This is a genomic window from Shimwellia pseudoproteus (assembly GCF_016415625.1).
Classification (GTDB): Bacteria; Pseudomonadota; Gammaproteobacteria; order Enterobacterales; family Enterobacteriaceae; genus Shimwellia; species Shimwellia pseudoproteus.
Window position 1 is genome coordinate 15,365 of record NZ_WBXP01000010.1, and the last position, 21,020, is coordinate 36,384.

General features: G+C 58.0%; 17 protein-coding genes and 1 pseudogene. 7 read left to right on the forward strand and 11 right to left on the reverse strand.

Features of this window, described 5'->3' with window-relative positions; all coding sequences use genetic code 11:
* Positions 1–7 precede the first annotated feature (7 nt).
* The 7 genes from F9C28_RS06420 to F9C28_RS06450 all read right to left on the reverse strand — a co-directional run bounded on the left by F9C28_RS06420 (position 8) and on the right by F9C28_RS06450 (position 9,898).
* The gene (locus F9C28_RS06420; RefSeq protein ID WP_199014412.1) at positions 8–919 is read right to left on the reverse strand and encodes a fumarylacetoacetate hydrolase family protein; all 912 of its coding nucleotides are present in this window, start codon (positions 917–919) and stop codon (positions 8–10) included.
* Positions 919–2,049, reverse strand: coding sequence for a cupin domain-containing protein (locus F9C28_RS06425; RefSeq protein ID WP_199014413.1), 1,131 nt, complete (start codon positions 2,047–2,049; stop codon positions 919–921). The genes F9C28_RS06420 and F9C28_RS06425 overlap by 1 nt, the downstream gene beginning before the upstream one ends.
* Positions 2,046–4,343, reverse strand: coding sequence for a bifunctional salicylyl-CoA 5-hydroxylase/oxidoreductase (locus tag F9C28_RS06430; protein WP_199014414.1), 2,298 nt, complete (start codon positions 4,341–4,343; stop codon positions 2,046–2,048). The genes F9C28_RS06425 and F9C28_RS06430 overlap by 4 nt, the downstream gene beginning before the upstream one ends.
* Complete coding sequence (locus tag F9C28_RS06435; RefSeq protein WP_199014415.1) at positions 4,340–4,765, reverse strand: acyl-CoA thioesterase; 426 nt, start codon at positions 4,763–4,765, stop codon at positions 4,340–4,342. Before F9C28_RS06435 ends, F9C28_RS06430 begins: the two co-directional genes overlap by 4 nt.
* A gap of 9 nt (positions 4,766–4,774) precedes the next feature.
* Entirely contained in the window at positions 4,775–6,259 is a 1,485-nt protein-coding gene (locus F9C28_RS06440) for an indolepyruvate oxidoreductase subunit beta family protein (RefSeq protein ID WP_199014416.1), read from the reverse strand.
* 12 nt (positions 6,260–6,271) lie between these two features.
* On the reverse strand, positions 6,272–8,449 hold the full coding sequence (locus F9C28_RS06445) for a thiamine pyrophosphate-dependent enzyme (RefSeq protein ID WP_199014417.1): 2,178 nt from the start codon (positions 8,447–8,449) through the stop codon (positions 6,272–6,274).
* A 168-nt stretch (positions 8,450–8,617) separates the two neighbouring features.
* Positions 8,618–9,898 (reverse strand): MFS transporter, encoded by a 1,281-nt coding sequence (locus F9C28_RS06450; protein WP_199014418.1) that lies wholly within the window; start codon positions 9,896–9,898, stop codon positions 8,618–8,620.
* A 338-nt stretch (positions 9,899–10,236) separates the two neighbouring features.
* Between F9C28_RS06450 and F9C28_RS06455 the strand changes: the two genes are divergently transcribed.
* Positions 10,237–11,244, forward strand: coding sequence for an AraC family transcriptional regulator (locus tag F9C28_RS06455; RefSeq protein ID WP_199014419.1), 1,008 nt, complete (start codon positions 10,237–10,239; stop codon positions 11,242–11,244).
* A 16-nt stretch (positions 11,245–11,260) separates the two neighbouring features.
* Here the strand turns inward: F9C28_RS06455 and F9C28_RS06460 are convergent, their stop codons facing one another.
* Both F9C28_RS06460 and F9C28_RS06465 read right to left on the reverse strand, forming a co-directional pair.
* Positions 11,261–12,046: a cyclase family protein gene (locus F9C28_RS06460; protein ID WP_199014420.1), complete on the reverse strand. Its 786-nt coding sequence runs from the start codon at positions 12,044–12,046 to the stop codon at positions 11,261–11,263.
* Positions 12,047–12,162: 116 nt separating this feature from the next.
* Positions 12,163–12,639, reverse strand: a complete 477-nt coding sequence (locus tag F9C28_RS06465) for a MarR family winged helix-turn-helix transcriptional regulator (RefSeq protein WP_199014421.1) — start codon at positions 12,637–12,639, stop codon at positions 12,163–12,165.
* Positions 12,640–12,833: 194 nt separating this feature from the next.
* On the opposite strand from F9C28_RS06465, the gene F9C28_RS06470 reads away from it, so the two are divergent.
* The 3 genes from F9C28_RS06470 to F9C28_RS06480 all read left to right on the forward strand — a co-directional run bounded on the left by F9C28_RS06470 (position 12,834) and on the right by F9C28_RS06480 (position 14,874).
* Positions 12,834–13,985, forward strand: coding sequence for an LLM class flavin-dependent oxidoreductase (locus F9C28_RS06470; RefSeq protein ID WP_199014422.1), 1,152 nt, complete (start codon positions 12,834–12,836; stop codon positions 13,983–13,985).
* The gene (locus F9C28_RS06475; RefSeq protein ID WP_199014423.1) at positions 13,982–14,482 is read left to right on the forward strand and encodes a flavin reductase family protein; all 501 of its coding nucleotides are present in this window, start codon (positions 13,982–13,984) and stop codon (positions 14,480–14,482) included. The genes F9C28_RS06470 and F9C28_RS06475 overlap by 4 nt, the downstream gene beginning before the upstream one ends.
* A 140-nt stretch (positions 14,483–14,622) precedes the next feature.
* The gene (locus tag F9C28_RS06480) at positions 14,623–14,874 is read left to right on the forward strand and encodes a hypothetical protein (protein ID WP_199014424.1); all 252 of its coding nucleotides are present in this window, start codon (positions 14,623–14,625) and stop codon (positions 14,872–14,874) included.
* A gap of 7 nt (positions 14,875–14,881) precedes the next feature.
* Here F9C28_RS06480 and F9C28_RS06485 read toward each other — a convergent pair whose 3' ends face one another.
* Both F9C28_RS06485 and F9C28_RS06490 read right to left on the reverse strand, forming a co-directional pair.
* A complete protein-coding gene (locus tag F9C28_RS06485; RefSeq protein ID WP_199014425.1) occupies positions 14,882–15,220 on the reverse strand; it encodes a DUF1869 domain-containing protein in 339 nt (112 codons plus the stop codon).
* A 14-nt stretch (positions 15,221–15,234) separates the two neighbouring features.
* Positions 15,235–15,564 (reverse strand): DUF1971 domain-containing protein, encoded by a 330-nt coding sequence (locus tag F9C28_RS06490; protein WP_199014426.1) that lies wholly within the window; start codon positions 15,562–15,564, stop codon positions 15,235–15,237.
* A gap of 416 nt (positions 15,565–15,980) precedes the next feature.
* Here F9C28_RS06490 and F9C28_RS06495 point away from each other — a divergent pair.
* The 3 genes and pseudogenes from F9C28_RS06495 to cadA form a co-directional block, all read left to right on the forward strand.
* Positions 15,981–16,814: pseudogene (locus F9C28_RS06495) on the forward strand (class I SAM-dependent methyltransferase); the annotation flags it as partial.
* 575 nt (positions 16,815–17,389) lie between these two features.
* On the forward strand, positions 17,390–18,697 hold the full coding sequence (gene cadB / locus F9C28_RS06500) for a cadaverine/lysine antiporter (protein ID WP_199014428.1): 1,308 nt from the start codon (positions 17,390–17,392) through the stop codon (positions 18,695–18,697).
* A gap of 81 nt (positions 18,698–18,778) precedes the next feature.
* Positions 18,779–20,992: a lysine decarboxylase gene (gene cadA, locus F9C28_RS06505; RefSeq protein WP_199014429.1), complete on the forward strand. Its 2,214-nt coding sequence runs from the start codon at positions 18,779–18,781 to the stop codon at positions 20,990–20,992.
* Positions 20,993–21,020: the final 28 nt, after the last annotated feature.

A 21,020-nucleotide genomic window follows, 5' to 3' on the forward strand; every position in this document is an offset into this window, starting at 1 on the left:
GCGCTCCTTATACCGCCACAACCGGGTGGCGTAAGCTGCCGATGCACTCAACATCGGCATCAATAATATCCCCCGGCCAGACCCACTCCTGGGGGGAGCGCCCGGCCCCGACCCCTTCCGGGGTGCCGGTGGCAATAATATCCCCCGGTTCGAGGGTGATCCCTTTACTGATGTCGGCAATCAGCGTCGGGATATTGAACAGCATGTGGCGGGTATTGGAGCTCTGCTTGGTGACCCCGTTCACCCGCAGGCTAAGGTTCAGGTTATGGGGATCGGCGATTTCGTCGGCGGTCACAATACAGGGGCCGAACGGGGCGTAGGTATCCTGGCCTTTCGAGTAGATCCACTGCCCGGCGCGGCGGCAGTCCCGGGCGCTCATGTCGATAATCACGCTGTAGCCAAACACATAGTTCAGCGCCTGTGCTTCGGTTACCCGTTTCGCCCGGGTGCCGATAATCACCGCCAGTTCGACTTCCCAGTCCAGTTGCTGGGTAATGGCGCCGTTATGTTCAATGGCGTCATCCGGGCCTATCACCGAGGTTGGCGGCTTGGAGAAGATAACCGGCTCTTTAGGCAGGTCTTTGGCGGTGTCCAGGGTTCTGCTGGACTCCGCCACGTGTTCAACGTAGTTGAGGCCGATACCAAAAATATTTTTCCGCGGCCGGGGAATGGGGGCCAGCACCTTGACGTTGACCAGCGGCTGGGCACAGCCCACCGGCCAGTTACCTTCATAAGACTGTAACAGGGCACTGCCTGCGGTAACCGCCAGCGGGCCGAGATCGATAAAATCCAGCATATTGTCCGGCAGCGTGCTGCCGTGATGCTCAGCCAGCGCCGCCAGATCGACCACATAATCCCCCACCACGGCCCCCAGACGGCCAGCCCCGGTCACTTCATTACGGTAAGTAATTAAACGCATTATGCTTTCCCCTCGGATAAAATAACTTGATGGCCGCCGTTCTCCAGCAGCGCGTCTTCGTAATACAGGCTCAGTGACTGCATCACCGGCAGATCGTTAAAACAGAACAGGCAGGCATCATCATGCTGAGACAGGTTGACGTGTTCGTGGAACGCCCAGGACGGCACACAGAAAATGTCCCGCTCCCGCCAGTCAAAACGCTGGCCGTCAATAACCGAATACCCTTCCCCTTTGGCCACCTGATAAATAAAGCTGCCGGTGTGGCGGTGGGCCTTCCCCACAAACCCCGGGCGCAGGCGCTGCATACTGGCGCCAATGGTGGGCATTACGTGGCCGCCGGTAACCGGGTTGGTGTAGTGCATCAGCAGGTCATCATAGGGGGTGCCTTCACAGGCCTGGGCGGCCCGGCACAGCGCCTCATAAGTTGGCCCCCACTGATATTTAAACAGCGGTGAATAGGGTTTATCCCAGCCCACATGATGAGGGCGCAGGGCCGCGGCCCCCCATAGCGCCACGCTGTCATCCACCGGGGCGGTTACCGGCTGGCGTAAATCCGGGTGTACTTTATAGAACCCGGCCTCCAGCGCATTCACCAGCGGAATATCCAGCCCGTCCTGCCAGATACAGGTCGCGCCGTCAGCCTCGACACCGTGTTCATGCCAGGTGCCGTTTGGGGTCAGGACAAAGTCGTTCGCCTCAAGGGGCATTTTGTGGCCATCAACGATGGTGTACGCCCCCCGGCCCTCCATAATAAAGCGCAGTGCCGAGGCCGAATGCGCATGGGCAGAGGCTGCCTCCCCGGGGTGCATCACCTGTAAACCGGAATAGAGCCAGCCCACCGCTGCCGCCACCTCCTGGCGCCCGGGGTTATTAAGGTAAATCACCCGCCGCCCGGCTTTCTCCGGGGTCACTAACGCCACGGAGCGCAGTACATGTTCACGCAGCTCCCGGTAGCGCCACAGCACCGGCACAGAGGCAGATTTAGGCTGCCAGGGTTCGATTTTGTTGGCCACGGTCCACAGCGCCCCGGTATTCAGGGCCGTAAGTTGCTGGTAATAGGCCACCAGTTCCGGGGTATCCGCCACGTCTGCGCGCCCGGCAATATCTTCCCGATAGTTATCATGTTTCATGGTTGTCTCCCCTGTGAAGGTAACGCCCGCTGCATCACGTCCCGGCCATAGTGATACGCCGGATGCCAGGCAATCTGCGTCCAGCCGTGGCGGGCGCACTCCCGCAGCAGCCAGTGCGCGTCCGCCAGCATTGGCCGGCCAATGGCGCATAAATCCGCCCGGCCAGCGGCAATAATGCCGTTCACCTGGTCCGCCTCGCTGATGGCCCCCACCGCCATGGTGGCAATACCGGCTTCATTGCGCAGCCGATCCGCCATCGGGGTCTGGAACATCCGGCCATAGACCGGTTTCTGATCCACCGACACCTCCCCGGATGAACAGGTGATAATGTCTGCCCCGGCCCCCCGGAACTGGCGGGCCATCTCCACCGCGTCATCCACCGTGGTGCCGCCGTCGACCCAGTCGGTGGTGGACAACCGGACGGATATCGGTAAATGCGCGGGCCAGACGGCGCGCACCGCCCGGAATACCGCCAGCGGGAAGCGCAGCCGGTTCTCCAGGCTGCCGCCGTACTCGTCCCGGCGCTGGTTGGTCAGCGGCGAAATAAACGCCGACAGCAGGAAACCGTGGCCGGCCTGTAACTCCAGCCAGTCAAACCCGGCGTCGATGGCCCGCCGGGTGGCGGCCACATACTCAGCGCAAATCGCCGCCAGTTGTTGCGCCGTGGCGGCGGCCGGGGTCGACGATACCCCCGGGATATAGGGCAGTGCCGAAGCAGACACCAGCGGCCAGTTATCTTGTATCAGCGGCATATCCGGGTTATCCGGCCCGCACTGGATTGAGCCCCGCCGCCCCGCGTGGCCCAGCTGAACGCCAATTTTTGCCTGGCTGTGGCGGTGGACTGCATCGGTAATCTGCCGCCAGGCGCTGGCCTGCTGATCATTCCACAGCCCCGGGCAGCCAGGGGTCACCCGCCCACCGGGTGAGATGGCGGTCATCTCGGTGAGCACCAGTCCGGCACCGCCGACCGCCCGGCTGACAAGGTGCATCTGGTGGAAACTGCCGGGCACACCGTCCGTGGCCTGGTAGAGCAAGACCGGGGAGACCACCACCCGGTTGGCCAGGGTGATGTCGCGCAGGCGGTACCGGGTCAGCAGGGGCGGCAGATTCGCCTGCCCCGCCAGCCACTGCTCATAACCCGCCAGCCAGCGGGGATCGCGCAGGCGCAAGTTCTCGTGGGAGATTCGCTGGGAACGGGTCAGCAGCGAATAGGCAAACTGCGGGGGCGCGAGGTTTTCATAGCGCGTGATATTTTCAAACCACTCGGTGGAGTTACGCGCCGCATTCTGGATCTTGAGCACCTCCACGCTACGCACCGCTTGGTAGTGCTCCAGCCCCTGGCGCACATCCCCGCCGTACTGTTTCAGGCTGCGGGCCAGCTCAATGGCATCTTCCAGGGCCAGTTTGGTGCCGGAGCCAATCGAGAAGTGCGCCGAGTGGGCCGCGTCCCCCATTAGGACAATCGGTACCTTTTTGTGGTGCTGGGTGGTCCAGTGTACCCAGTGGTGGCAAATCACCCGCGGGAAGCGGATCCAGATGGCGGCCCCGCGTAAGTGGGCGGCATTGGACATCAGGGGCTCCCCCTCCAGCCAGGGGGCGAACAGCTGCTCACAATAGGCGATACTCTCTTGCTGGCTCATGGTATCCAGCCCGGCGGCCTGCCAGGTCTGTTCGGTGGTTTCAACAATAAAGGTCGATAACCCCGGTTCAAACTGATAGGCATGGACCTGGAACCAGCCGTGGGGAGACTCGGCAAACAGGAAGGTAAAGGCGTCAAACACTTTGCGGGTGCCCAGCCAGACAAAACGGCACTGGCGCTGATCGATATCCGGCTGGAAAATGTCCTGATACCGGGTACGGACCCGGCTGTGGATCCCATCCGACGCGATAACCAGATCAGCCTGATAGCGCGCCGCCAGCGCGTGTTCATCCTCCACCAGGGTGTCAAAGACCAGCTCAACCCCGAGGCTCTGGCAGCGCTCCTGCAAAATATTAAGCAGCTTTTTACGCCCGATGCCGATAAACCCGTGGCCGCCACTGCGGTTGACGGTGCCTTTAAAATGGATGTCGATATTGTCCCAGCGGCTGAACTGGCTGGTTATCTGCGCTGCACTGACCGGGTCCGCCTGGCGTAAGTTCTCGAGGGTGGCGTCGGAAAACACCACCCCCCAGCCGAAAGTGTCGAACGGGCGGTTACGCTCCACCACCACGATGTGGTTCGCCGGGTTCTGTAACTTCATCAACAGCGCGAAGTAGAGCCCTGCCGGCCCACCGCCAATACAGACAATATTCATGGCACGTCTCCTGATGCTTGCAGGGCAGCGAGCAGCGCTGCCGGGATATCAATGGCGCGATGGGTGGTCAGCGAGGTGGTCACCAGGGTCTGGTTTACCTGCATCCGCAACTCCCCCTCCAGGCTGGTACAGCGCAGCGCCAGCTTCACAGAGCGGCTACCGATATGGGTCACCGTGAGTTGCAGCACGACGTCGTCCCCCATACGGCTGACGGCGTTAAAATCCGCCTCCAGATGCACGGTCGGCAGGCCGAAGCGCTGTTCACCGATGTAACCGGCAAAACCACCGGGGATTAAGGCATCCACCCACTGCTCCAGCAAATCGTTGAACATCACGAAATACTGGGGGTAAAACACTATCCCGGCAGGATCACATTCCGAGAAGCGAATGCGATGCGGACGGGTAAACGTGATGGCACTCATAAATGCTCCTCAGTTCAGGGCCAGGCGCTGCTGGCATTCGCGCAATTTGTTGCCGTGTTCATCGGCCAGGGCCGCATCGCGCAGCTCACGCAGGCTGGCCGGTGCCAGGTGGCGCTCATGGCGCTTCACAATATCAATCAGGATTTGGTAGTTCCGCAGGCCCCGGGCATGGGTATCCCCGTAGCCCTTCACCAGCCGCTGGCACTGGACAATCTCCAGCGCCAGGGCCGGGTTAAACGCCGCCGCCCGCGCGATATAGTGCAGCCACTGGGTGATGCGGGTGGTCTCCAGCTGGTAACGCAGGGTCAGCCGCCGCCAGCGCCGCCAGCGGGACAGTGACCAGAGCAATAAATAGCCGCCCAGGGAGCTGGTGGTTATCACCCGGCCTTTACGGGTGGCGCTGCGCAACAGACGGTGCACCATGCCCGGTTTTTGCAGCCAGCGGCCCAGTGCCGCGGGCAGGGTTTCACACACCTCGTCGAGGCGCGGATGCATATATTCATTAATACTGAGCAGTTGCCGGTCCTGGAGGTGCACCTCTTCCCGCACCCGCTCAAAACGACTGGCGCGAATTTTCAGATCCGCCACCCGAATGGTGTCCTCCCAGGACATCCACAGGGCCAGATGGCGGGCGGCTTCACGCAATAACACCTCGTTGTCGCAACCGGGCAACTGGGCGAGGCCGTTCAGCCGGTCGAGGTACAGCGCCCCGTAGGCCACGTCCTGATAGTCCAGCATCCGGCGCACCCCTTCGATGGCTATCCCGTGGGCAGACGCGGGCAGCTCCTGGGGGATGCGCGCCAGCAGGGCCGCTACCCGGGCACTGGCCGGGGCCGGTTGCGCCGGTTGCGCCACCACCGGCGCCGCCTCTTCCAGGCGGGCGTTTTGTGCCCCGAGGGCGAACGCCGCCAGGCTCGGTTTGACCCCCACACCGCCCCGGATAATGGTGTCGGTGAACTGGCTTTCACTAAAGGGCAGCACCCCGGTGCCATACAGCGCCCCGAACAGTACCGCGCTGATGACGCTCCCGGCCTGTTCTGCCGCCCGGGACATATCGAAACGGATAAACTGCTTAGCCGCGCTGCTGGCGTGGCGGAGTAATGTGTCGTTATCCACCCGGCCATCCCCCATGGCGGTCTTCTCGCCAATGGCGTATACCCGGTGGGTTGAGGTGATAAGCGTGGTGCGGTCCGGGGTTACCAGGCCGCGCTGTACCGCGCGCCCGGCTTCCATCAGTTCGGAGGCCAGCACCACATCGACATCGCCGGGCATCGGCATTAGCGCCAGCACTGGCTGCTGTTGCCCTCCCTGGGCGGGGAACAGCTCCACATAATAGATGGTGGCACCGGTACGCTGGGCCACGCCGGGGACGGATGTTGTCTGGGCAACATAGCCGCTCTCTTCCCCCAGGCTGACTATCCAGTCCGCCAGCACGCCGCCGCCTTCGCCGCCCATGGCGAGAATGGCAATTTTTATCGGTTGTACTACCGGCATAATCGGCTCCCCTTAAAAGCTGTCGCGGGCGATACGGCGGGCATCACGCCGTTGCAGCCAGTTAATTAATGGGCGGCGCAGGGCCTCCAGCAGGCGCTCGCCCCGCCCCGGATGGGTAACAATCCGCGCCCGGTAAAATGACGGGCACAGTACCGCCGCGTGGGAGACTTCCCCGCACAGCCCGCAGCCCACGCAGGTGTTTATCACCGTGGCGACCGGATCAGTACGCAGCGCATCCGGGTTGGGTTTAATCGACAGCGATGGGCAGCCGGACAAACGGATGCAGGAGTGGTCCCCGGTGCAGGTATCAGGATCGACCCCGAAACGCTCGCGCACCACTCGCTGGCCTTTCTCCAGCGCTTTACGGGTGGTTTGCTTCTCCCGCCGCTGGCGGTTGAGCATGCATTCGCTTTGGGCTATCAGGACCTTTGGCCCGGGGGTATCGGTGGTTAATGCCTCCCGCAGGGTGGTGGTCATCGCGTTCAGGTCATAGGTGCGGCGAATGGTTTTGACCCATTTCACCCCCACCCCTTTCACCGCCTGTTCAATGTCATGGCCGGTGCTGCGGGTGGCGTTCTTTGCGGTGGAGGACATAATGTCCTGGCCGCCGGTGGCGGAGGTGTAGCTGTTGTCCACCACAATGGTCAGGTTGTTGCTCTGGTTGAATACGCTGTTGGCAATGCCGCTGGTCAGCCCGTTATGCCAGAAGCCGCCATCCCCCATGACCGCAATCGCCCGCTTGCCGTGTCGGGTGTTCAGCGCTGCCGATCCGGCGCCCCCCAGCCCGTACCCCATGGTGGTATTGCCGAGGTTAAAAGGCGGCAGAATGGAAAATAAATGGCAGCCGATATCGGCACTGATGTGGTGAGGCCCAAGCTCCCGCTCTACCAGTTTCATGGCGGTAAAGATTGGCCGCTCCGGGCAGCCGGTACAGAACCCCGGCGGCCGGGCGTGTACCGCGGTGTCGAGGGCGGGCTCAGCGGCGGCGTTGATCACGTCCGGTACCACGTTAGCCAGCGGAATACGCAACTGGCCCGTGGCGGCCCCCGGCTGCGGGGCCAGTATCCCGTAACGCTCTAAAAATGCCCGCACGCCGGACAGCACCGTGGCGGTGTTGTAGTCACCGGCCAGCGGCAGTAAATCCTTACCGTGCAGGGCACAGTCCAGACCATTGTGGCGCAAAATGGTGGCGATATTCTGTTCAACAAAGTTGGGCTGGCCCTCTTCCAGCACCAGTACTGCGCGCTTATTGGCGCAAAAACGGATCAGTTCATCATCCACCAGCGGATAGGCCACGTTCATCACGTAAAGCGGAATGCGGCTGTTGCCAAACACATCCGCCAGCCCCAGCTGGTTTAGCGCCCGGATCAGGGTGTTGTAGTTGCCGCCCTGCAACGCGATGCCAACATCGGCGCTGTCCTCGGCAAAAAACTCATTCAGCCCGCGTTCGCGAATAAACCGCAGGGCGGCCGGCCAGCGCTGGTTCACTTTTTCTTTTTCGTGCAGGAAGCTGGCCGGGGGCAACACAATACGGTTGATATCCCGCTGGGGGTTTTCCAGGGCATCCTGCACGGTAAATGTCGGGGCGCGGTTGGCGCTGGTAACAAACTGCCCGTGGACGTGGCATGAGCGAATGCGCATTTGCAGCATCACCGGGGTATTACTGGCTTCGGAGAGTTCAAAGCCGTCTTTCACCGCCTGAACAATCGAGGGCAGGTTTAGTCGCGGGTCCAGTAGCCACATCTGGGATTTCATGGCAAAAGCGTGGCTGCGCTCCTGCATAATTGACGAACCTTCACCGTAATCCTCACCCACGATGATAAGCGCCCCGCCCATCACCCCACCGGAGGCGAGGTTCGACAGGGCATCAGACGCAACGTTGGTGCCGACGGTGGCTTTAAAGGTTACCGCGCCGCGCAGCGGGTAATTGACGGATGCCGCCAGCGTTGCGGCGGCGGTGGCCTCGCTGGCGCTGTTTTCAAAACGGATCCCGTACTGGTCAAGGATCGGCTGGGCGTCCGCCAGCACATCCATCAAATGGGAAATCGGTGCCCCCTGATACCCGGCCACATAGGCGACGCCGGATTCGAGCAGTGCTTTGGTGACGGCCAGGATACCCTCACCACTAAATACCTCACCCGCGGGCAAGGTCAGCTTTTTAACTTCTTCTGCAAACGAACGCTCAGCCATCGTAACCTCACATTGCTTCATTTTTTACTCTGCCGGTATTACTTGTATGCAAGGCGGCCGGGGGCAGCAATCCATGATTAGTCATGGAATTGTCATTTATGCGTAAGATGGATAAGCACTGCACGGGAAGGATAAATCCCCGCAGCCACAAGGCTGCGGAGGGTGAAATTAACGGCGCGGCAACAGCAGAACCGCCAGGGTCGCCACCAGCGCCACCAGTGCAAAAGCGGCAAAGTTCGAGGAGAGCGCCAGCCCGCTGCTGGCGATCCACGCCCCGAACAGCGGCCCGCTCATGGCGCCAATGCGGGCAAGGCTCAGGGCCCAGCCGGTGGCCGACGCCCGGCAGGCCCCCGGGTACCAGGTCGCCAGGTAACCGGTCAGGATAAGTGACGCCGAGATACTGCCCAGCCCGGCCAGCGCGGTGAGTAATATATTTACCGCCAGCGAATGGGGGAACATCAGCGCACCTATCCCGGCGGCCCCGGCCAGGAACGACAGCGCCACCGCGCGCCGGGCCCCGATCCGGTCGGCAATTCGCCCAAGGCACAGCCCCCCCACCGCAGAGGCAAGGCTAAAGACCACCAGAAACAGCAGGCTCGGCCCGAGGGCATAACCGCTTTTGCGCATAATGCTCGGCAGCCAGGTGTTCAGGCCATAAACCAGCAACATGCCGCAAAACAGCGCCACCCAGAAGCAGAGCGTTGCCCGTAAATAGTGGCGGCCAAACAGCAGCCCGAGGGTATGTCGCCCGCCCGGCTGCTGGGGTTTATCCGTTGCCGGGGGCGGCAGCGGTACCCCCAACTGTGCCGCCAGTTGGCAGGCCGCCTCATGGCGCCCCCGGCTGACCAGATATTCCAGGGACTCCGGAAGCAAGCGAGACAAGGGCCACAGCATCAGCAGCGGCAGTGCCCCCACGCCAATAACGCTGCGCCAGCCAAGGTGCGGAATAAGCCACATCGCCCCAAGGGCGGCGCACAAGATCCCCAGGGAGTAGCCGGAATACATAATGCCGTAGTGGTAGCTCCGCCGGTCGGGAGGTGAATATTCGACGGTCAGGGCGGCCGCCATCGGGATAACCCCACCCAGCCCCACGCCACCGGCCAGCCGCGCCAGGCCAAACAGCCAGGGGGTCGGCGCCCAGGCGGTGGCCAGCATCGCCAGGGAAAACAGCCCGACACAGAGCAGTAACATGGGCCGCCGCCCGAGGCGTTCACTCAGCGAACCGGCGAGAAATGCCCCAAAAAACATCCCCACCAGGGCGTAACTGCTCAGGGCCCCGAGTTGCAGCGGGGATAATCCCCAGCGGCTATCTTCCGCCATGCTGGAGAGCACCGCTCCCATGACACCCACATCGTAGCCTTCGAATAAGATACTTAGCCAGCAGGCCAGCAGCACCCGCCGGGTCACCGCGTAAGGGCGCACCGCATTTCTGGTTATTACAATTGTCATTACTGGCTCCGGTTAATTGACGCCTTATCAGCCTTAGAAAAAACCACTAAAAGGATCAACAACAGCCGGTTTCCCAGGGGGTATATCTGCATAAAGCGGATAACGACGGCATAAAATGGTGCAAAACCCCCGCCAGCTATCAGCGCACCATACCGATCAATCTCTCGTTATTGGTTTCTCGTCTGACAAAAATGGCCAAACCCGGTTAACGTATATTTCGTTGCATGATTGATCATGCATTGTTATCGATATGTTGATTGAAGCAACGCGGATGCGTATGACGGCGGTAAATCAACAGACAGGACGTCCCCCCTACTGGATGAGATGAGGAGTCTGTTATGTTGATCAATGAAATCGCCTCACCCCGGCTGTCCGCCGCCCTGAGCCATCTCAACGCTTCGGCGAACTTGTTATTTACCTCGGCCAGCCTTGAGCAAGCCGGGGCGGTGGTCGGGCGGATCTTTAAACCCTGCCAGGTTGATCTGGTCGATCGCGGGGCCCGGGCCGATGTCCGTATGCACCATATTCCGATGGGGGAGATCTCCCTTAACCGGCTGCGCTATAGCTGCCGGGTGGATATTGCCCCCAGCTTGCTGAAAGACTTTTTCCTGATACAGATGCCGCTGCACGGTAGCGCGACAGTGGTCAGCCGCGGGCAGAGCCTGTGTTCAACCCCCCGGCTGGCCACGGTGATAAGCCCAGATGACGTGACCCAGATGCGCTGGGAGGCCGGGAACGATCAGTGCCTGCTGCGGATTTCCCGCACATTGCTGGAAAATACCCTGATGGGCCACCTCGGCCAGCCGCTCACTGAACCGCTGCGTTTTGAGCAGGGGTTTCAGTGGCAGGAAAACGCCGCCTGGTGTGCGCTGATCGGCTATTTACTGGAGTGCGCCAGCCAGGGGCTGGATCTGGAGAAGCACCACCTGATCCGCCAGCAAATCGGCCAACTGGTGGCCACCACCCTGCTGCACAGCCATCCCCATAACTACCAGCAGCCCAGTGGCCAGAAACGCGCGGCCATTCGGCCAACCCACGTGCGCCGGGTGCAGGAATATATTGATAGCCACGCCCATGCGCCTTTGACCGCTGAAATGCTGGCGGAAATTGGCGGGGTCAGCCTGCGGGGCCTGTATGCGGGATTTAAAAATTTCCTCGGGGTCAGCCCGATGCAGTATCTGCGCGATGTGCGGATGGATCGGGTGCGGGCGGAGCTGTTATCCGGGGAAATAGACAATGTGACCGGGGTGGCGCTGCGCTGGGGATTTGCCCATATGGGGCGCTTCAGCGCCGAGTATAAATCCCGTTTTGGCGAGTCGCCCAGCCAGAGTATGCGCAAGCGCTAACCGGCCGGGCGTGAGGTTATTCGCTAATTAATGCCAATACCCGCAGTGGGCTGCCGGAGCCCGCGGCGATTTTCAGCGGTGCGGCGATAATCAGCGCACCGCGGGTGGGCAGTTGGTCGAGATTGGTCAGACACTGTAACCCGTATTTATTGGCACCGTGCATCAGGGTGTGGCACGGGTAGGCCAGCGGCCAGGCGTAGGACTGCCCGGCATCGGTGTTGATGGTCTCCACCCCGAAACCGCGCACGTTACGCTGGTTGATCAGCCATTCCACCGTCTCCTGAGCCGGGCCAGGGGTATGGGCACCATCGGCATGCATATTGAGGAACGCCTCCGCGTCACCGGCCTTTTTCGACCAGTCGGTACGAAATAGCAGCCAGGCGCCTTCCGGGATCCGGCCATGTTGCTGCTCCCAGCTTTCCAGATAATCGACACTCAGGATCCAGTCCGGGTTGTCTGCCACCTCGCGGCTGGCATCCACCACCACCGCCGGGCCGATAAACACGCTGGGGTCAATGGTATCCACCGTATTGGCCGGGTACTCACGGCCGCTTATCCAGTGGGCGGGGGCATCAAAATGGGTGCCGGTATGCTCGCTACAACTGAAATTATTCCAGTACCAGCCCGGGCCCTGTTGGTCATAACAAGAGATGGTCTCTTTGCGAAAGCCCCATGCCTGGCCAAACTGCGGCGGCAGTTGTAGTGTGGGAAACTGTTCACTCAGGGTTTGGGTTAAATCAATAATCCGGATTGCCCCCCGGGCAAGGCCGTCAGACAGTGCTGCCAGAATTGTGGTATTCATCAGTGGTCACCTGTTGCTGGTGTTTCGTGTGATTAACAAACCGCTGACAGTGTAATACGGTGCCGCAGGCTGACTATCCGTTTACTGAGGTGGCTATCCGAAAAGCGAAGAAATCCTTATTCGCGCCCTTCACGGGTTAGCTGGTGCTTAAAATGGCCCAGCAGCGGATATAACTGGGACTTCTCCTGCGCCGGAATGTTTGCCATCAGGGTATTAAGCCAGTGCTGGTGCGCTTCGGCCATCAAGTCAAACTGCTGTTTGCCCACCCGGGTGAGCCGCACCCGGCAGGCGCGCCGATCGCTGGGATCGTAAACCCGCTCGGCCATTCCTTCTTTTTCGAGGCTGTCTGCCAGGCCGGTAATATTCCCCCCGGTGACCAGCATCAAACGGGAAAGCTCCCCCATTTTGATCCCTTCCGGAAAGCGGTCCAGCTGCGCCAGCATGTCAAAACGCGGTAAGGTGCTGCCAAATTGCTCACGCATACGCTGTCGCAGCTCGGTTTCGATGATATTGACGCAGGACAGTAACCGCAGCCATAGCTTGACATCAAGCACGTCCGCCGCAGAGGGTGTAACAAATGATGTTGATTTCATTGAAAAATACCTCCTTTAGCATCGCCAGGTTCCACTGTGGGTCATCACTATTTGCTCTGTGACATCTCTCACAGCTGTGTAATTATTAAGCACGTGATGCTGGACAAATTTACTTTAAACCTAAAATATTCAGGTGTGAAATAACTTTTCATGGCCGACGATATATGACGTTAACTTCCTGACAGGAGCCAGCTATGGCGGACATTAAAGCAAATCGTATGTTTAATAATAATAAATTTAAACTTGGTTTTTTTGCCGCCAACTGCTCCGGCGGGATGGCGGTTACTCAACTGGCCGAACGCTGGGATAACTCCTGGGAAAATAACCTTAAAATGGCCCAACTGGCGGATGAAGCCGGGCTGGAATTTCTGCTGCCCATCGCCCGCTGGATTGGTTACGGCGGCGCCACCAATTTCCACGGCAATGTACTGGAGACCACCACCTGGGCCGCCGCGCTGCTGGCGGCCACCCGCTATATCAGCGTGTTCTCAACGGTGCATACCTCGTTTAACCACCCGGTGGTGGTGGCCAAACAACTGGCCACCATGGATCAGATTGGCCAGGGGCGCGCCGGGTTAAACGTGGTATGCGGCTGGAACCGCCCGGAATATGAAGCGCTGGGCGGGGATTTGCCCTATGACCATGTTAGCCGCTACGCCTATGGCCAGGAGTGGTTTGATGTTATCCAGAAACTGTGGCAGGAAGAGAAACCCTTTGACTGGGAAGGCCACTATTTCAAACTGAAAGAGACTTACAGCCTGCCGCACCCGCTGCGTAAATCAGTACCAATCTTTAACGCCGCCGGCTCCAGTGAGGGGCGTGAATTTGCGGTACGCAATGCCGATTTCCTGTTCACTTCCGCTATTAGCCTGGCCCGCTCTGAACAGGAAATCGCCGGGATTAAGAAACAGGCGGCCAACGTGATACGCCGCCACCCGCTTGATATTCTGACCTTTTCTTATGTGGTGTGCTGCCCGACCCGCAGCGAAGCAGAAGAATACCAGCATTACTATTCCCAGCAGCACGCAGACTGGGCGGCGGTAGATAATATTATTCGCCTGATGTTTGAAAATGCCGAGTCCTTCCCGAAAGATCAGCTGCAACTGATCCGTGACCGTTTCTCTGCCGGGCACGGCGGCTTTCCGCTGGTAGGGACCCCGGACGACGTAGCGGACGGGATAGCCCGGTTACACCAGGCGGGTTTCTCCGGCTCAACGCTGTCGTTCGTCAACTACGCGCAGGACTTTCCGTATTTCCGCGACGAGGTGCTGCCGCGCCTGGAAGCCCGCGGGCTGCGTGAGCCGTTCCGCCCGGACGCCGCCCAGCGGCCAGGAGAAGCAGCATGACCGCCCCTCTGTCGGCACAAACCTTCACCCACGGAATGCGCCAGCTAACCCTGCCGGTGGCGGTGATCACCGTCCATTCCGGTGGCCAGCGTAATGGGCTTACTGCCTCGTCATTTTGCTCGGTTAGCACCCAGCCACCGCGGGTGCTGGTGTGTATCGGCAAACAGTCCAGCACCCACAGCCAGCTGGCGGTGGGTGAAGGGATTGGGGTCAATGTGCTGGCGGCGGATCAGCAGGACATCGCGATGGGGTTTGCCAGTAAATCGGTGCACGGTGAACAGCGTTTTGAGCAAGGATGCTGGCGCCCGCTGATCACCGGGGCCCCGATGCTGGAGGGCAGCGCGGTCAGCTTTGACTGTGTTATCGATAGCATTATTGATGATACCACCCACAGTATTGTCACCGCGACCGTGGTCGGAATGACCCACAGCGACCAGCCGTGCCTGCTGTATCACAATGGCGCGGCGGTGGCGATGCCTACCGCCCAACCGGCCTGATAACCCCAGGGGCGGCGCCCGGCGTGGCCCCTGGATTCGTCTTGTTGCCCCACCCCCGCAAATCAACCCGCGCTAGATCCCTTCGCAACGGTTATGTTATAACATCGGCAATCACTTCTTTTTATTGCGCGGCAATCACCATGAAAATACATAACCTGGCGGTGCTGTCTTTGACGCTCTGCTCCACCGGCGCCCTGGCCTTTCAGTCCAAACCCTTGCCGGGCCACCATACGCCGGCAGTACAAACCCGGGCACTGGAGGACAATATCGCCAGCCAGTTCTACAGCCACCAGGGGACACCCGGGCAGGCAACGCCGCTGGGCACCTGCCCGGCAACCCCGGTTCCCGGCTGTAACTGTGCGCTCTGTTCTCAGCTACGCAACCGCGGATAATAACGGCCTACCAGCCACAGACATTCGCGTCCTCTTCAGACTCGTAGCCGCGCACGATGTTAATCAGATCTTTCACGCTGTCCGCCCCGACAGTGGGGTCATTTAGCTGGCTCAGATGGGTAAAGTCTTTATCCACGGAGACGCCGTTGTTTTTATTGGTGACCGTCATCACGACGCCATCATCATTGCGGCTCTCGGGGGTTAATACCGCCAGCAACGCGTTAACGGCAGCCATCGCCTGTTGCGGGATTAATAGCGCCATCGGTTTCAGGTAGATATTTTCACTCACCTGGTGGGTACGGTTATTGGTTATAGCTAGCGCATAGCCCTGGTTTTCACTGGTCATGGGCAGTTCTCCTGTTATTCCATCAGAATGCGGGGATCAACAAAAAAATCCACGTTAAATACCGTGTCATCGCTCAGTGCTTCGATACGGTGCCATTTTTCCGGCGGGAAAACGCCGAATTCCCCCGCGTTAATTGTCAGGGTTTCCACCGGTGCCGGGCTGGTTTCATCGGCATAGCCGTAATAACGAATGCCGCCCTGCATCACGCTTAATCGCGGGTAGACCCCCTGGCGGGTGCCGGCATCCAGGTGGCGTTGCCAGATCCCCGCAGGGGCGGTGTCTTTTGTCCAGAACGGGGTGGCTTTGGTGTGAATAAAATGAGCGGGAATAATAATGCGTTGCATCAGCGAACCTCATCTGTGCACCAGAGTAATTTATCAGTGGTGATAATGGATATGTTGCATATGATATACCTCTTTAACGTATTGTGAATGCCTTCAAAGGGGTAGCTCGCCCGGCTTATTTCATTGCAGAATAATAATAGCCCTGCCTTAGAATCCTACGGTCATTATTCTGTCTGATCCCGTGGCGTTATTAGCGTGAGAAAATTCTGCCCGCCACGCCCGATAAAAAGCGCGATAGAAAGAGCCGCCGCGTTGGTGGTAAAGAAGGCAATAAAAAGCAATAAATCGCCCAACGCGGAAACATCTTTTTTTACTCACGCCGTATATTATCGTACTGAGGGCGCAGAACACTGACCCCCGGCGAGGGGTAGCGCAGTGTGATACCCGCGTGTCAAAGACATACACAAGGAGCGTTTATGGATATCAGCAGTATGATTACTTTTACCCCCCTTGCTGAGCCGCAAGAGGATGACCACAAGCTCCCCTGGGATGAAGCTAACTTCAGCCAGCGCATGCTACATCAGCATCTGTCTCAGGATAATGACTGGGCCAGCCGTCGCCAGCCGGTGATTGATCAGCATATTACCTGGATTAGTAGCCAGTTACCGCCCGAGGCGCGGATCCTTGATCTGGGCTGCGGGCCAGGCTTATATACCCTGCCCCTTGCCCGCATGGGATACCAGTGTACCGGGGTGGATTTCTCACCAGCGTCAATCGCTTATGCCCGGCGCCAGGAACGTCATGAGGCGCTGGACATTACTTATGTCCACCAGGATATGCGCCACTTTTCCCCGGCGCAGCCGTTCGATTTCATCATGATGACCTTCGGGGAGTTAAACACCTTCAGCGTGGCGGAAGTGCGCCACCTGCTGCGCCAGTGTGCCCAGTGGCTGGTGCCGGGCGGCAAGCTGCTTATCGAAGTGCATACCTTTGATGAAGTGAAGCGCCAGGGCCAGGCCGCCCCCGGCTGGCAGCGTTGCCCCCAGGGGCTGTTTCTGGCAGAGCCTCACCTGCTGCTGACAGAAAATGAGTGGGATGACGCCACCAGCACCAGTCTGACCCGCTACTGGGCCATTGACCATAATGGCAAAGTGACCCGTTTCGGCAGCCAGATGAGCGCCTGGCAAGAGCAAACCGGCGTCCAGTGGCTGGAGGAGAGCGGCTTCCACGACATTCAGCGCTTGCCGGTGAGTGCCTGGTCCGTCAGCGATACCTTTGCCGGGAAGCTTTATCCGCTATTAGCCACCCGCACTTAACCCCAGCGCGACCCGCTAATACGGGATCGCGCTTATCAATAATCGCCTGGGGGCGCCCCGGGACATATAAGCGCCAGTTCGGCGCTTATCCCCGGAAATATGTATATATCCACATACTGTTATATCTATGACGCATTTATCAATAAGTGTAATAAATAATAATAGTCACCAAACTTTTGCCCTGATGTGTTGCTCTATTTCGGTGCAATTTAAATTCCACACTAATTATGTGCAATGAATTCAACCAGCTAAAAACCCCCTACCATAATTTGTAGTTATTTAAATTTGACATTAACGATCCTGTTTTTAAGGCTGAAAATGCGTTATCCAAAAAATGCCACAATAACAAAATAAAAATTACCAACCGTTTGATTTACAAGACTAACGCAACAACCACATTAACTGCGCGCTCTTTAATATCTTGATTTATATGATTTTTACTGATTAGCTTAATTTTTTAAATGAGTCAGCAACTTTTGCCATCATATCTATACTTAAGGCGAATCTGGCATTACGTGGGCAAGAAAATATCCCGCATTAAATCATGTATTTTTCAGGAGTGGTAGCTCATGGCTGACGTCAAAAAAATAGGCCTAATTGCGTGTACGGGTGTGGTAGCCGGGAACATGATGGGGAGCGGCATTGCGCTATTACCCGCCAACCTGGCCAGTATCGGTTCAATTGCTATTTACGGCTGGATAATTGCGCTTATTGGGGCAATTTCTCTGGCGTATGTTTACGCGCGTTTGGCGACCAAAAACCCTCAGGAAGGGGGGCCAATTGCCTACGCAGGGGAAGTTAGCCCGGCCTTCGGTTTTCAGACTGGGGTACTTTATTATCACGCTAACTGGATCGGTAACCTCGCTATCGGGATCACTGCCGTTTCCTATCTCTCTACCTTTTTCCCTATTCTCAACAACCCTATTCCCGCCGGGATTGCCTGTATTGCTATCGTCTGGATCTTTACCTTCGTTAACATGCTGGGCGGTACCTGGGTAAGCCGGCTGACCACCATCGGCCTGGTGCTGGTGCTTATCCCGGTTGTCGGTACCGCTATCGCGGGCTGGTACTGGTTCAGCCCGGAAACCTATATGGCGAACTGGAACACCTCTGGCCAGGGCAGCTATAAAGCGATTATCAGCAGTATTTTGCTCTGCCTGTGGGCGTTTATCGGGGTGGAATCCGCAGCGGTAAGTACCGGTATGGTGGAAAACCCACAACGTACCGTCCCGCTGGCCACTATGATGGGGACCTTCCTGGCCGGTATCGTATATATCGCCGCCACGCAGGTTATTGCCGGTATGTTCCCGGCCCACGTGATGGCCTCTTCCGGCGCGCCGTTTGCGGTGAGTGCGTCAACCATGGTGGGTGGCTGGGCAGCGGCGGCGGTTTCCGCGTTTACCGCCTTTGCCTGTCTGACCTCTCTGGGGTCCTGGATGATGCTGGTAGGCCAGGCCGGTGCCCGTGCGGCCCACGACGGTAACTTCCCGAAAGTCTATGGCGAGATGGATAAGAACGGCATTCCGAAGAAAGGCCTGTTCCTGGCATCCATCAAAATGACCATTCTGATGGTGTTGATAACGGTAATGAACGCCAGCAGCGGTAACGCCTCTGACCTGTTCGGTGAATTGACCGGTATTGCGGTGCTGCTGACGATGTTGCCGTACTTCTACTCCTGTATTGACCTTATCCGTTTTGACGGCGTGAACCTGAAAAATATTCTCAGCCTGATTGCGTCCATCTTCGGCTGCGTCTTCTGCTTTATTGCACTGATGGGGGCGAACTCCTTCGAACTGGCAGGTACCTTTATTATCAGCCTGATTATCCTGATGTTCTACTGCCGCAAAATTGGCGCCAAAGCCCCGGTATCTAACTGATAGATCAAATCCTATTTGGTTCTGTTTTCCCCGCATCCCTTCCCCGGGATGCGGGTTCCAAAAACCTGGAGAAGTGTATACATGAATATCATTGCCATCATGAATGACGTGACCGCCTACTTTAAGGAGGAAGCGCTTCGCGAATTACACCTGGAGTTGGAAAAAGAAGGCTTCCGTATTGCTTATCCCCAGGGTAAAGCGGATCTGTTAAAACTGATTGAGAATAACGCTCGCCTGTGCGGTGTGATTTTTGACTGGGATACCTTCAGCCTTGAATTGTGCGCCGAAATCAGTCAGTTAAACAAACGCATGCCGGTTTACGCATTCGCCAATAATTATTCCAGCCTTGATGTCAAACTGAGCGACCTGCAGCTTAATGTGCGGTTCTTCGAATATGCCCTGGGTACCGCGGGCGATATCGCGGTGAAAATTCGCCAGAGCACCGATCACTATATCGACACGATCCTGCCGCCGCTGACCAAAGCGCTGTTCAAATACGTCAAAGAAGAGAAATACACCTTCTGTACCCCCGGTCATATGGGCGGTACCGCTTTTCAGAAAAGCCCGGTGGGGACGCTGTTTTATGATTTCTACGGCGAAAACACCATGCGTTCCGATATTTCTATCTCGGTAACCGAGCTGGGTTCACTGCTGGACCACAGCGGCCCCCACAAAGAAGCCGAAGAGTATATCGCCCGTACCTTTAACGCCGAACGCAGCTATATCGTCACCAACGGCACCTCTACCGCCAACAAAATCGTCGGGATGTACTCCTCCCCTGCCGGGGCAACGATTATGATCGACCGTAACTGTCATAAATCGCTGACCCACCTGATGATGATGAGTAACGTGATCCCGATTTATTTCCGTCCGACCCGTAACGCCTACGGTATTCTGGGCGGGATCCCGAAAAAAGAATTTACCCGTGAAAGCATCGAAGAGCGGGTAAAAAACACCCCGAATGCCACCTGGCCGGTCCATGCCGTTATTACCAACTCCACTTACGACGGCCTGCTCTATAACACCGACTACATCAAACAAACCCTGGATGTGAAATCCATCCACTTTGACTCCGCCTGGGTGCCATACACCAACTTCAGCCCTATCTATAAAGGCCTGTGCGGGATGAGCGGTGATCGTGTGCCGGGTAAAGTCATTTATGAAACCCAGTCCACCCATAAATTGCTGGCGGCGTTCTCTCAGGCATCGATGATCCACGTTAAAGGGGATATCAACGAAGAAACCTTTAACGAAGCCTATATGATGCACACCTCCACATCACCGCATTACGGGATTGTGGCCTCCACCGAAATGTCTGCCGCCATGATGCGCGGTGTCACCGGTAAGCGTTTGATTAATGACTCTATTGATGGGGCAGTCCGCTTCCGTAAAGAGATTCGTCATCTGAAAGCCGAATCCGAAGGCTGGTTCTTCGACGTCTGGCAGCCGGACAACATTGACGATCTGGCATGCTGGCCGCTGAACCCGCGTAACAAATGGCATGGCTTCGCCGATATGGACGAAGACCATATGTATTTGGACCCGATCAAAGTTACCCTGCTGACCCCGGGGCTGAGCCCGGATGGCGAGCTGGAGGCCAGCGGTATTCCGGCGTCTATCGTCTCGAAATATCTGGACGAGCACGGCATTATCGTTGAGAAAACCGGCCCGTATAACCTGTTGTTCCTGTTCAGTATCGGCATCGACAAGACCAAAGCACTCAGCCTGCTGCGTGCCCTGACTGACTTCAAACGGGTTTATGACCTCAACCTGAAAGTGCAGAGTGTTCTGCCGTCGCTGTATAACGAAGCGCCGGAGTTCTATAAAAATATGCGCATTCAGGAGCTGGCCCAGGGTATCCATGACCTGACCATCCACCACAATCTGCCGGACCTGATGTACCGCGCCTTTGAGGTGCTGCCGGAAATGGTGATGACCCCGCACGATGCCTTCCAGGAAGAAGTGCGTGGCAATATCGAAACCTGCGAGCTGGACGATCTGCTGGGCAAAGTGAACGCCAACATGATCCTGCCTTACCCTCCGGGTGTGCCGGTAGTTATGCCGGGTGAGAAACTGACTGAGCAGAGCCTGCCGGTGCTGAACTTCCTGCAGATGCTGTGTGAAATCGGCGAACATTATCCGGGCTTCGAAACCGATATTCACGGTTTACACCGCAACAATGAAACCGGTAAATACGAAGTGGTGGTACTCAAGGAACACGCGGCGAGCACCGGGGATAAACCGAGCGATACCGTGAAGAAAGCCGCCGGGAAAAAACCCTCTGCCGAGGAGTAACTCTGGCTTACCTCACAAGGTAACAGCA